This window comes from Dermabacter sp. p3-SID358, assembly GCF_025147465.1.
In the GTDB taxonomy this organism is placed as follows: Bacteria; Actinomycetota; Actinomycetes; order Actinomycetales; family Dermabacteraceae; genus Dermabacter.
The window spans coordinates 48,803-61,880 of sequence record NZ_JALXOZ010000005.1 but is presented as its reverse complement, the minus strand read 5'-3'; the positions used below and the strand labels follow the sequence as shown (position 1 = coordinate 61,880).

General features: G+C 62.8%; 10 protein-coding genes. 5 read left to right on the top strand and 5 right to left on the bottom strand.

What is annotated here, in order from left to right; genetic code table 11:
- The first annotated feature begins 33 nt into the window (after positions 1 to 33).
- Positions 34 to 1,725, top strand: a complete 1,692-nt coding sequence (gene pgi / locus M3B90_RS03720; RefSeq protein WP_259888689.1) for a glucose-6-phosphate isomerase — start codon at positions 34 to 36, stop codon at positions 1,723 to 1,725.
- 64 nt (positions 1,726 to 1,789) lie between these two features.
- Here the strand turns inward: pgi and M3B90_RS03715 are convergent, their stop codons facing one another.
- Positions 1,790 to 2,554, bottom strand: a complete 765-nt coding sequence (locus M3B90_RS03715; protein WP_259888688.1) for a (S)-acetoin forming diacetyl reductase — start codon at positions 2,552 to 2,554, stop codon at positions 1,790 to 1,792.
- Positions 2,555 to 2,739: 185 nt separating this feature from the next.
- Here M3B90_RS03715 and M3B90_RS03710 point away from each other — a divergent pair, with 185 nt between their 5' ends.
- The 3 genes from M3B90_RS03710 (at position 2,740) to M3B90_RS03700 (ending at position 6,912) form a co-directional block, all read left to right on the top strand.
- Positions 2,740 to 3,774, top strand: coding sequence for a 6-phosphofructokinase (locus M3B90_RS03710; protein ID WP_259888687.1), 1,035 nt, complete (start codon positions 2,740 to 2,742; stop codon positions 3,772 to 3,774).
- Between the two features lie 51 nt (positions 3,775 to 3,825).
- Entirely contained in the window at positions 3,826 to 4,599 is a 774-nt protein-coding gene (locus M3B90_RS03705) for a ZIP family metal transporter (protein WP_259888686.1), read from the top strand.
- Positions 4,600 to 4,671: 72 nt separating this feature from the next.
- Positions 4,672 to 6,912, top strand: a complete 2,241-nt coding sequence (locus M3B90_RS03700) for an NADP-dependent isocitrate dehydrogenase (protein ID WP_259888685.1) — start codon at positions 4,672 to 4,674, stop codon at positions 6,910 to 6,912.
- 18 nt (positions 6,913 to 6,930) lie between these two features.
- Here M3B90_RS03700 and M3B90_RS03695 read toward each other — a convergent pair whose 3' ends face one another.
- From M3B90_RS03695 to M3B90_RS03680, 4 genes are all read right to left on the bottom strand, one after another.
- Positions 6,931 to 8,841, bottom strand: a complete 1,911-nt coding sequence (locus M3B90_RS03695) for a potassium transporter Kup (protein WP_259888737.1) — start codon at positions 8,839 to 8,841, stop codon at positions 6,931 to 6,933.
- A gap of 148 nt (positions 8,842 to 8,989) precedes the next feature.
- Positions 8,990 to 9,484, bottom strand: coding sequence for a thiol peroxidase (gene tpx, locus M3B90_RS03690; protein ID WP_259888684.1), 495 nt, complete (start codon positions 9,482 to 9,484; stop codon positions 8,990 to 8,992).
- A 114-nt stretch (positions 9,485 to 9,598) separates the two neighbouring features.
- Positions 9,599 to 10,627, bottom strand: a complete 1,029-nt coding sequence (locus M3B90_RS03685; protein ID WP_259888683.1) for a PPK2 family polyphosphate kinase — start codon at positions 10,625 to 10,627, stop codon at positions 9,599 to 9,601.
- 44 nt (positions 10,628 to 10,671) lie between these two features.
- Positions 10,672 to 11,931 (bottom strand): MFS transporter, encoded by a 1,260-nt coding sequence (locus M3B90_RS03680; protein WP_259888682.1) that lies wholly within the window; start codon positions 11,929 to 11,931, stop codon positions 10,672 to 10,674.
- Between the two features lie 185 nt (positions 11,932 to 12,116).
- Between M3B90_RS03680 and M3B90_RS03675 the strand changes: the two genes are divergently transcribed.
- Positions 12,117 to 13,052, top strand: coding sequence for a DUF808 domain-containing protein (locus M3B90_RS03675; RefSeq protein ID WP_259888681.1), 936 nt, complete (start codon positions 12,117 to 12,119; stop codon positions 13,050 to 13,052).
- Positions 13,053 to 13,078 lie beyond the last annotated feature (26 nt).

Genomic DNA, 13,078 nt, shown 5'->3' with positions numbered 1-13,078 from the left:
CTGCCTCACAGACTGAAGGATCACAATGGAATCATGAGCGAAAATACCAACCCTGCACCTGCCCCCGTTGATCCCACGACCACTGAGGCCTGGCAGCGCCTCGAAGAACATGACGGCATGCTCGGTAAGGGCCTGCGCGAGACGTTCGAGGAAAACCCCGATCGCGCGAAGAACCTGAGTTTTGAGGCGGCGGACCTCTTCGTCGATCTTTCCAAGAACCTCGTATCCGAAGACACCGTCGGACTTCTTCTCGATCTCGCCAAAGAAACAGGCGTAACCGAGCGCCGCGACGCGATGTTCGCGGGCGAGCACATCAACACGACCGAGGACCGCGCGGTTTTGCACACGGCCCTGCGCAGGCCGAAGGGTGCCACACCCGCGCTCGAGGTTGACGGCCAAAATGTTGACGGCGACGTCCGCGAGGTCCTCGATCGCATCTACGCCTTCGCGAACAAGGTGCGCAGCGGCGAGTGGACCGGCGTCACGGGCAAGAAGATCGAAACCGTCGTCAACGTTGGTATCGGCGGCTCCGATCTGGGCCCGGTCATGGTGTACGAGGCACTGCGCCCGCTCGCCGACGCTGGTATCGAGGCACGCTTCATTTCGAATATCGACCCGACCGATGTGGGCGAGACGACCCGCGATCTCGATCCCGAAACGACCCTCGTGATCGTCGCGTCCAAGACCTTCACCACTCTCGAAACCATCACGAACGCGAAGCTCGTGCGCGCGTGGCTGCTCGAGGGCCTTCACGCTGCCGGCGTCGCCGAATCGAGCGATGCCGAGGCCGTTGCGAAGCACTTCGTTGCCGTCTCTACCGCGCTCGACAAGGTCGAGGAGTTCGGCATCGACCCGGCAAACGCCTTTGGCTTCTGGAACTGGGTCGGCGGCCGCTACTCGGTTGATTCGGCAATCGGGACCATTCTCGCGGTCGTGTTCGGCCCCGAGGCTTTCGAGGAGTTCCTCGGCGGCTTCCACGCGATGGATGAGCACTTCCGCACGGCTGCTCCCGAGCAGAACGTGCCGCTCCTCATGGGCCTGCTCAACATCTGGAACGTCAACTTCCTCGGCGCCGAAACCCACGCTGTTCTCCCCTACAGCCAGTTCCTCCACCGTTTCCCCGCCTACCTCCAGCAACTCACGATGGAGTCCAACGGCAAAGCCGTGCGCTACGACGGTTCCCCCGTGACCGTCGAGACCGGCGAGATCTTCTGGGGCGAGCCGGGAACCAACGGCCAGCATGCTTTTTATCAGCTCATCCACCAGGGCACGCGCCTCATCCCTGCGGATTTCATCGCGTTCGCGAACCCGACCTACGCGCTCAAGGACGGCGAGACCGATGTCCACGAGCTTTTCCTCGCGAACTTCTTCGCCCAAACGAAGGCGCTCGCCTTCGGCAAGACCGCCGAAGAAGTCGAAGCGGAGGGAACGAGGGGATCTCTCGTGCCGGCACGCGTTTTCGCGGGTGACCGTCCGACCACCTCGATCATGGCGAGCGCGCTCACTCCGAGCGTTCTGGGCCAGCTGATCGCCCTCTACGAGCACATCACGTTTGTGCAGGGTGCCGTGTGGGGCATTAACAGCTTCGACCAGTGGGGCGTCGAACTCGGCAAGCAGCTCGCGAAGCAGCTCACGAACGCCGTCGCTGGCGACGAAGCGGTTCTCGCCGAGCAGGATGCCTCGACGCGCCAGCTCATCGAGTACTACCGCGCCCACCGTGCCTGAACCCTTCTCATATAAAAATGGGGCCCCGCCGAAGCGGAGCCCCATTTTTGCGTCCGAAAACTACTCAGTTGAAGACCATGCCACCGTCGATGATGAGAGCCTGACCCGTCATGTAGTTCGAATCGGGGCCCGCAAGGTAGGAGACGCACGCGGCGACGTCCTCGGGTTCCGAGAGACGGCCGAGCGTGATGTTCTTCGAGAACTGCTCGAGGCCCCACTCGAACGGCTTGCCGTTTTCGTCGGCGACCTGCTGGGCGATCCCCATCATCATGGGGGTCTTGACGATGCCCGGGCAGAAGGCATTCACGGTAATGCCGTACTTCGCGAGATCCTTGGCGGCGGTCTGGGTGATGCCGCGGATCGCGAACTTCGTGCCGCCGTACACGGCGAGGTCGGGGTTGCCCACCTGGCCGGCCTGCGAGGAGGCGTTGATGATCTTGCCGCCTGTTTCCTTCATGTGCTTGAGCGCGGCCTGAATGCCCCACAGCGTGCCACCGACGTTGACGTCGAACACCTTGCGGTACACGTCCTCGGTGATTCCCTCGATTGGGGTCGAGGGGCCAAGGCCCGCGTTGTTCACGACAACGTCGAGGCGACCGAACTTTTCAACGGTGCTATCAACAGCGGCGTGCACGTTGTCGCGGCTCGATACGTCGACCTTGATTGCGATCGCGTCGTCACCAAGCTCGGCTGCAGCCTTCGAAGCCGCCTCCTCGTTGAAGTCCGCGAGAGCCACGCGGAAACCATCCTCGTGCAGGCGCTTGGCGATAGCGAGGCCAATGCCCTGCGCTGCGCCCGTAATAAATGCAACTTTCTTTTCAGCGTTCATGGGGATTCTCCTTTTCTTTCGCTGATGCCTTCTCGAGGTTATGCCTCTGGTCTGGATAGGGCCATAGAGGCTTTACCACCGAGACGCGTCATAGGGGCGCATTTCACCTCGTGGTCTCGTCCTAGGGTCCCGTGCCACATTAATTAGGATGGACGTGGCGAAAGGCACAACCGAAAGAGAGTGACATGAAGGTCGGCATTCTGACTTCTGGCGGCGACTGCCCAGGGCTCAACGCGGTGATCCGCGGAGCCGTGCTCAAGGGGGACTCGATCTACGAGGATGAGTTCGTGGGGTATCTCGACGGTTGGAAGGGCGTGCGCGACGACGAGTTCATTCCCATCCCCCGCCGACTCGTGCGAGGCATTGGTCGCCAGGGCGGCACGATCCTCGGCACTTCGCGCGTCAATCCGTTCCACGAGGACGGCGGCGGTGCGGACGGCGTGCGGAAAGTCCTCGAGGACCACGAGGTCGATGCCCTCATTGCCATCGGAGGCGACGGCACGCTTTACACCGCCAATCGTCTCGCCGAAGCCGGGATCCCCGTTGTGGGCGTTCCAAAGACGGTCGACAACGATCTTGATGCGACCGACTACACCTTCGGGTTCAACACCGCGGTCGACATCGCGACGGAAAACCTCGACCGATTGCGCATGACGGGCAACAGCCACCACCGCTGCATGGTCGCCGAGGTGATGGGCCGCAGCGTCGGCTGGATCGCGCTCCACTCGGGTATGGCCGCGGGCGCACACGTCATTTGCATTCCCGAATTCCCCCTCTCGATCGAGGAAATCTGCGAGTACGTCGCGCAGCGTGCCGCACGCTCCAAGCGCCGCTCCCCTCTCGTCGTGGTCGCCGAGGGCTATGTCCCGAAAGATGCACCAGCGGACTTCATGGACTACGAAATGGATGAATTCGGGCGACCAATCCTCGGCGGTGTTGCGCAGCGTCTCGCTCCATACATCGAAGAGGCCACGGGAATCGAAACCCGCGCAACCGTGCTCGGGCATATCCAGCGCGGTGGCGAGCCCAACGCGTACGACCGCGTTCTGGCCACCCGTTTCGGTATGGCAGCGATCGATCTCGTCCATGAAGGGGGCTTCGGCCGCATGGTGTCGCTTCGAGGGACGGACATTGTCAATGAGCCCCTTACCGAAGCGATCGATTCGGTCAAGCGCGTGCCGAAGTCTCGCTGGGACGAGGTGCGCGTCCTCTTCGGCTAGACACACCGGGAGCTTGCACCCACGGTTAGCTTTTTGATAATTTTTCTCAATATGCTGACCGCGCTCACCCTCACGACAATCGCCGGGCTCGCGACGATTCTCGGCTCCCTCATAGCCCTGAGCGAGCGCGCCCGAGAACCGAAAGCCCTCGGCGCCGCTCTTGCCTTCGCCGCGGGCGCGATGCTCACCGTGAGCGTACTCGAGCTCCTCCCCCACTCCTTTGACGAACTCGGGGCGACCCCTGCACTCACGTATGCCGCCGTGGGGCTCGTGATCGTCGGAGTGCTCGACTTCAGCTCGCGCGTGTGGGAGCAGCGCTCGGCCAAGGCAGCTCGAGAAGCCGGGCAGGCGTCGGACCCCGCCTCCACACGCGCGCTTGTGCGCACAGGTCTCTTCACGGCCCTCGCCCTCACCGCGCACAACATCCCAGAGGGCTTCGCAACGTTTTCGAGCGCCCTCCAGGGTGTCGAATTCGCACTCCCGCTCGCTGCCGCGATTGCGCTGCACAACATTCCCGAGGGCGTCGCCGTTGCCGCACCCATACTCCACGCAACCGGCTCACGCACAAAAGCAATTGCCGCGACCGCGCTTTCGGGCCTTTCCGAACCCATCGGCGCGCTCGCGCTCTACGGGATCCTCACTCTCACGGGTAAAGCCGCGAATCTCGAATGGGCGAACCCCCTGATTGCGGGCGTCATGATCGCGATCAGCGTGGTCGAACTCCTTCCGCTCGCCTACACCCACATACGGTTCAAAGGCACCCTCGGGTGGTGCGCGATAGGGGGACTCATCATGGCGACGAGCCTCTGGGCACTCGGCGGCTGAGCACCGCCCGCTCGCTTCCCCTCCTCCTGGTACGTTTGAGAGGTTCAAGCCCGTAACCGCGAGGAGATGCCGATGTCCACCATCATGTACACCATCACCGACGAAGCCCCCATGCTCGCGACAGCGTCGCTCTTGCCGATCGTGCGCGGCTTCACCTCAAAGGCGGGCGTTGACGTCGCGACACGCGACATTTCTCTCGCGGGGCGCATCCTCGCGGCCTTCGCGGACCTCTTTCCCGAAGACCAGCGCGAAAGCGACGCGCTCGCAGAGCTTGGTGCTCTCGCGCGAACCGCCGAGGCGAACATCATCAAGCTCCCGAATATTTCGGCTTCGGTCCCGCAGCTCAAGGCCGCAATCGCCGAGCTCCACGCGCGCGGCTACAACCTCCCCGACTATCCCGAGTCCCCCTCGAGCGACGAGGAGCACGAGATCCGTGCTCGCTACGACGCCGTCAAGGGCTCTGCCGTGAACCCAGTACTGCGCGAAGGCAACTCCGATCGCCGCGCTCCGCAAGCCGTCAAAAACTTCGCAAAGGCGCACCCGCACCGCATGGGCGAGTGGAGTAGCGAATCGCGCACCCGAGTCGCGACGATGAGCGAGGGCGACTTCCGCTCGAGCGAACAAAGCTTCGTTGCGGGGGGAGACAAGACGTTCCACATCGTTCACGTCGCAACCGATGGCACCGAGACCATCCTTAAAGACCAGGTGAAAGCAACGGACGGCGACATCATCGACGCGAGCGTCATGAGCGCCCGCGCTCTCGACGCCTTCCTCGCCACCCACATCGATGAGGCCCGCGAAAGCGGCGTTCTCTTCTCGCTCCACCTCAAGGCCACGATGATGAAGGTGAGCGACCCCGTCATTTTCGGTCACGCCGTGCGCGCATTCTTCCCGGAGGTCTTCGCACGTTTCGGGGCAGAACTCGAGTCAGCCGGTCTCTGGGCGAACAATGGCCTCGGCGCGGTGCTCGCGGGGCTCGACGCGCTCGATGCCGATACCGCCGAGTCGATCCGCGCACTTGTGGCCGAGCGCCTCGCAAGCGGCCCCGATCTCGCGATGGTCGACTCGGACCGCGGCATCACCAACCTCCACGTCCCAAGCGATGTGATCGTCGATGCGAGCATGCCGGCGATGATCCGCACGAGCGGAAAGATGTGGGGGGCCGACGGTGCCACGCACGACACCCTGGCCGTGATTCCCGATAGCTCCTATGCCCCCATCTACCAGGCCGTGATCGACGACTGCCGCCGTAACGGCGCCCTCGACCCCGCGACCATGGGGACCGTGCCGAATGTGGGCCTCATGGCACAAAAAGCCGAGGAATATGGCAGCCACGACAAGACTTTCATCGCTCCCGCAGCAGGGCGCATCGAGATCCGCTCGACGTGCGGGTGCAGCGATGCGGCGCTCACGTCGCACGAAGTCGAAGCTGGCGACATTTTCCGCGCGTGCCACACGAAGGATGCGCCCGTGCGCGATTGGGTCGCTCTCGCCGTGCGCCGCGCACGCCTGAGCGATACTCCTGCATTCTTCTGGCTCGACCCCGAACGCGCACACGACCGAGAAGTTGCCGCAAAGGTCGAGCGCTACCTCGCCGAGGAAAAAACGAATGGTCTGGACATTCGAGTGCTGAGCCCCGTCGCGGCAATGTCGGAAACCCTTTCGCGCGCCCGGGCAGGGCTCGACACGATCTCGGTCACGGGTAACGTTCTTCGTGATTACCTCACGGATCTGTTCCCGATCATGGAGCTCGGCACGAGCGCAAAAATGCTCTCGGTCGTGCCGCTTATGGCGGGCGGTGGCCTGTTCGAAACGGGTGCTGGTGGCTCCGCGCCAAAGCACGTGCAGCAGCTCGTGAGCGAGAACTACCTGCGGTGGGACTCGCTCGGGGAATTCCTCGCCCTCGCCGAGTCACTCAGGCACCTCGCGCGCCACGATGACAATCGAGACGCTGAGATCCTCGCCGATGCTCTCGACCGCGCGACCGAGACTCTCCTGAACGAGGGAAAGTCGCCCGAGCGCCGCCTCGGAGGCATCGACAACCGCGGCTCGCATTTCTTCCTGGCGCTCTATTGGGCGCGTGAGATCGCATCGCAAGCGCAGTCCCCCGCGCTCGCCGAGGCGTTCGCCCCCGTCGCGCGCGAGCTCGACGAGTCCGCGGAGCAAATCGAGCGCGAGCTTCGTGAGGTCCAGGGAACGCCTGCTGACCTCGGCGGCTACTACCGTCCTGATAACGCCAAGACATCGGCGGTCATGCGCCCCTCGGCGACGTTCAACGCGATCATCGACGGGCTCGCCGCGCGCGAGGTTTGACCCGGGCTTGCCCCGGCTCTAAAACCGCAGGTCCGTCTCGACACCCATCGTGCGTGCGACCGGCAAGTGGAAGTGGTCGCTTGCACGCGCCTGATTCTTGAACATCACGCGGAAAAACTTCTTCGCGACGAGAGTCGTGAAAGACGCGGGTGCGAGCACGAGGTTCGCGCGCGCCGTGACAAACCACGTGCTCTTGAGGCGCTGATTGCTCCAGCGCTCGGTCGCATCTTCACACGAAGCAAGGAGCCGCATCGCCTTCGGCACGTCGAGGTGTTCCTTGAAACCGAAGTGCAGATGCACACACTCAACCCCGTCGGGCACACCCGGAACGTCAACTACCTGGATTCTCTCCTGCGCGCTCACGCGCGGGACCGGTTCGGTCGTCACCTCAGCGATCACCACGCGCGAATGGAGTGCGCGGTTCACGCGCGTTTGCGTAAGGAGCGCGAGCGGCGGAGTCGTCACGTCCTGGTGAAGGTAAACGACGGTTCCCGGAAGCTTCTGAAGCTGCTTCTTTTCGGTGCGCGATACGAACTCTTCCCACGTGCCGCTCAGGTCTTTGCGACGCTCGCGAAGCCTGTCAGCGCCGGTACGCCACACGTGCATCGTCGCAATGCACAACACGGAAACGGCGAGCGGGATCCAACCACCCGTGAGCACCTTCGCGGCATTCGCTGCGAACAGGAAGATTTCGGCACTCGCAAACATTGCGCACACGAGGATCGCCTTCCACAGCACCCACTCTTTCACGTGGCGGAAGTAGAGGAAAAGAAGCGAGGTCGAAAGCAGAAAGGAGCCCGAAACGGCGATGCCGTACGCGCTCGAGAGCCCCTGCGAGGAGCGGAAGGCAAGGATGAGCACGAGCGCCCCCACGCACAGTAACCAGTTCACACCGGGCACATACACCTGCCCCTTGTGTTCGCTCGTGTACCTATGCGTGAGGCGCGGAAGAAGCCCCAACCGCTGGGCCTGCATCGACACGCTGAACGCCCCCGCAATCACGGCCTGTGAGGCGATGATCGTCGCGAGAGTCGCGAGGATGACGACTGGAAACTGCAGGGAGTGAGGCACAAGATCGTAGAACGGGTGGCTCGCGCTGCGTTCGCGCAAAACCAGGGCCCCTTGCCCCAGATAGTTAAGTGCGAGGCACGGGAAGACGAGCGCAAACCATGCCCTCGCGATCGGCCCTCGCCCAAAGTGCCCCATATCCGCATACAGGGCCTCTGCTCCCGTCACCGTCAGCACAACAGCGCCTAGCGCGAAGAACGCCAAGAGCGGTTCCGTCACGATGAAGCCTAGAGCATGATGCGGGGAAAGCGCCCCGAGGATTTCCGGAGTCTTCACGATCGACAGCACGCCGAAGGCCGCGATCACAAGGAACCACACGATCATGACGGGCCCGAACGCGCGGCCCACAACGCCCGTTCCCCACCGCTGAATGCTGAACAAGGCAAGCACGAGCCCAAGGGCGATGGGCACGACGAGCGGGCCCATTGCGGGCGAAGCTTCCTCGAGCCCCTCGACCGCCGACAGGATCGAGATGGCCGGGGTGATGAGCGAATCGCCGTAAAACAAACCCGCCGCACACATACCGAGCACCATCACCACGCCGAGCAGACCTCGCGAACGCGCGCTCGACAGGACGGATGTCAGAAGCGCCGTGAGCGAGAGCTCGCCACCCTCGCCGTCATTGTCGGCGCGAAGTAGCACACCTATGTACTTGATGGTGACCGTGAAGGTCACTGCCCATAGCACGAGGGACAACGCGCCAAAAATATGCTGGGGATCGGGGGGAAGCGGGTGGCCGTCAGCCTCTGTGAAAAGCGCTTGGAATGCGTAAATCGGGGAAGTGCCGATGTCGCCGAAGACAACGCCGACGGCGGCGACGGACAGTGCAAAAATTCCTTGTGAACGGGCGTGAGTTGTCATCACGACCGACGAGTCTAGCCCGGCCCTATGCGTCAAGGAACCGTTAAGGCTGTCTCGTGGCTCACGAATCCGTAAGGCCGTACAGTCACCTGAGCTTTCACAAAAAACGCCCCGGCGAGGCCGGGGCGTTTTCATCAGAGTCGTGACATCACAGTGCCGCGAGAGCCGCCTCGTAATCGGGCTCATCATCGACACTCGGCACGAGCTGCGAGTGCACAACCTTCCCGTTTTCGTCGGCAACAAGAACGGCACGGGCAAACAGGCCGGCGAAGTCACCGTCGGAAAGAACCACGCCGTAATCCTTACCGAAGCTCGAGCGGAAGGCCGAGAATGTGTGGACATCATCCAGGCCCTCGGCGCCACAGAAGCGCTCCTGCGCGAACGGAAGGTCCACCGACACACCGATCACAACGGTGTTGTCGAGCGAGGACGCCTGCTTGTTAAACGTGCGGAGCTGAGCCTGGCACGTGGGGGTATCCACCGAAGGGAAGATGTTCAGCACGATGCGCTTACCGGCAAAATCGTCGAGAGTGACGTCGGCAAGATCGGCATTCGCGAGGATGAATGCGGGAAGCTGATCGCCAACCTTGGGGAGTTCCCCGCTCGTCGACACGGTTGCGCCTTCAATGGTCACGTCTGCCATCGTCAATCCTTCTTTCATCGCTTGATGCGGCCGCGTTCTGCGGCCCTGGTACGTCTCGTACAGTAGAGCCGGCAACTGACCGTTGCCAGAAAACCGCCCGGTCAGGCGAGGCGCTTACTTCTTTTCTTCCTGCATGCGCTTGATGGCCTTCTTCACGTCGAAATCGGCCTTCGGGTATGCGGGAGCGATCCGCTCGAGCGCATCGGTCAGCAGCTGCTGAACGGCGAGCCGCGCGTACCACTTGCGATCGGCGGGCACGACGTGCCACGGAGCCCACGGCGTGTGCGTTTCGCGAATCGCCGCGTCGTAGGCATCCATGTACTCGTCCCAATGCTCGCGCTCATCGAGATCACCCGTGTTGAACTTCCAGTGCTTGTCCTCACGCTCGAGACGCTCGTAGAGGCGCTCCCACTGCTCCTCCTTGGAGATGTGGAGCATGACCTTCACGACTTCGTAGCCGCGCTCCTCCACAAGCTGCTTCTCGAACCGGTTGATGTCGCTGTAGCGCTTCGCGAGAGTTTTTTCGTCGGCCCAGCCGTGGACACGATGAATGAGCACGTCTTCGTAGTGCGAGCGATCGAAAACGCCGATGAAGCCGGGCTCGGGAAGCGCGCGCCGAATACGCCACAGGAAGTGGCGGTTCTTTTCCGTTGCCGTCGGAGCCTTGAAGCCCTTGATCCGCACACCCTGCGGATCAACGGCGCCGACGACGTGCCGCACAATGCCGCCCTTTCCGGCCGTGTCCATGCCCTGGATCACGAGGAGCACACGGCGGCCATTTTCTTGGTCGCGGTGCTCGGCCCACAGTCGCTCCTGGAGCTCGCTCAAGTACGCGGTGCGGGCGGCGAGGATCGCTTTGCCGTCCTGCTTATCGCCGTCAAACTCGAGCCGCGCCTTCGTCGAGAGGTCGCGCACGGAGGTGAAGCCCTCGAGATCGGGGGCGAGCTCGTGCCCACGCGGGCGAGCATCGACGAAGGTGCCGTCTTCAACGATGTCGAGGGCCGCATCACTCACCTTGAGGTGCTTCTTCGCCTCGTCAAGAACGATCTTGTCGCGCTGCTCGAGCACGGGCGCCTTCGCCTTCTGCTGCGTATTCTTATCGCGCTTCTTGCTCGTGGAGTTCTTCTTATCCTTCTTTGCCATCCCCACAGTCTAGGGAACGGCGTGGCACGTTCCTAGCGGGGACCTCATTCCGAGGCGCGCCTGTGCGTGAGAGCAATGAAGCGCGTCACGATAAGGGCACCGAGGGCGATCGCGGCCGTCGACACCCAGACCGCGGCGCGGAGCCCGGCGCTGTCCACGATGAGACCACCGATAATCGCGCCTCCCCCGATAGAAATGTTGAATGCCGCGCTATTGAGGGCTGTGCCCGCCTCAACTCGATCCCCCGCCTCGGCGTTCACGAGCGACTGGATCGACACCGAGGCCATGCCACCGAAGAAGCCCCACACGGCGATGATCACGAGGGCATTCGTGGGCGCGGACATGACGGTCGCGACGAGCGTGAGCGCGAGCGCTGAACCGACGGCAAGGACGAGAACGGCAAGCGCGGCCGAACGCTTGATGAGGGGCCCGGCCGCGAAGTTGCCGATGAGGCCCAGCGTTCCGTAAAGAAGGAGGTACATGCTGATTCGTTCCACATCAACGTGCGCGAAGTCCTGGAGGATCGGGCTCACGTAGCTGTACGAGATGAACTGCCCCGTGACAATAATGAGCGTCAGCACGAATGCGTAACGGACGCCGCGGATCCGCACGGCTCCAAGCGTCGAGCGTACGGTTTCGACCGAGGCCGATTGCACGGGGCGCACCATGACGATCATGACAATGCCAACGATGAGCGCGAGAATTCCCGTCGCGGCAAAGGCTCCGCGCCAGCCAAATACCGTTCCCAGCCACGTCGCGAGCGGGAGACCGAGCACGAGCGCGCTCCCGTTTCCAGCAAAGGCGATTGTCATCGCGGTCGTGCGGTCCTTCTTTTTCACCTGGCCAGTCGCAACGAGAGGAAGTACGGGCCAGTTCATGCCGATCGCGATGCCGGTGAAGAGGCGAGAAGCAAGAAACAGCGGCCACGAGGTTGAAAAGAAAGAGACGGCGCAGCTCACCACGACGGAAAGGAGCGCGAGAAGCAGCACGGTTTTACGGTTCAGGGGTCGGGTCACGCTTGGCACGAGCAGGGCCACAACGCCCGCGATCACGCCGGGGAGGGTCACGGCAAGTCCGACGGTCCCTCGGCTCACACCGAGGTCATTGGAAATAAGTGTGAGCACGCCGATCGGGAGTTCTTCGATCGTGATGAGGGTAAAAATGCCGAGGGCAAGCGCGACGACGGCGATCCAGTTCGAGCGTTCGTTCTCATTGCTCGGCGCTGCTTCAGGAAGGCTCGAAGGATCCGCCTCGGGATTGATGGCGGGAATCGAGCCTGTCACAGTAGGAGGAACTGCCGACACGGCACACTCCTTCTTTATTGTGCGGCAGACACGCGCGGTGCCTGGGCTCACGGATCTTGACCCGCGCAGCGACCATCACTCTAGGAAATAGGGCACGGGGCCTCCAAGTTCTGGTGGCAGGATTCACCGGGTACGTGCCCATAAGATGTACCCGCCCCACACACGTGTTTTGAGAGGACTGCTTCATGGCCGTTGGAATCGCCGCGCTTCTTGACGACGTCGCCGCTCTCGCGCGCATGGCCGCCGCCAACGCGGACGATGTCGCCGCCGCCTCCATGAAGGTGAGTGCAAAGGCCGCGGGAGTCGTCGTCGACGACGCCGCCGTTGCTCCGCAATACGTACGCGGCGTCAACCCCAAGAGGGAGCTACCGATCATCTGGAAGATCACGAAGGGCTCCTTGCTCAACAAGGCGATCATCCTTGTTTTTGCACTTCTCCTTTCGCAGTTCGCACCGTGGATTCTCACGCCGCTGCTCATGCTCGGCGGAACCTACCTGTGCTTCGAAGGAGCCCACAAGATTTGGGAGCTGGTGACCGGCAATAAGGCCGCGAAGGAAGCGGAGCCCGCCGTCGTGCAGGGAGAAGAAGCCGAGAAGAAAGTCGTGTCGGGCGCCGTGCGCACCGACTTTATTCTCTCCGCGGAAATCATGGTCATTTCGCTGAATGAGGTCGCTGATCAACCTCTCCTCGATCGCGCACTCATCCTCGTGGTCGTCGCGATTCTCATCACGCTCGCTGTCTACGGCGTCGTGGGTCTCCTCGTGAAAATGGACGACGTAGGCCTCGCCCTCACAAAGCGCGATTCGCAGGGCGTGAAGGCCTTTGGCGCGTGGCTCGTGAAGGCCATGCCCGTCGTCATGACCATCATCAGCTACATCGGCATGTTCGCAATGCTGTGGGTCGGCGGGCACATCATGCTCACGGGACTCGATGAACTCGGCCTCCACGCGCCCTACGGTTTCGTTCATCACCTCGCCGAGGGCGTTGAGGGCGTAGCCGGCGTGGGTGGCGTACTCGCATGGCTCGTCGACACGCTGTGCGCGCTCGTGTTCGGGCTCGCGTGGGGCGCGATCATCGCAGCACTGTGGGCTCTCACGCCGTGGGGCAAAAAGACACACTAGGGGCCTGGCAGCCGTCGGAACCCCAA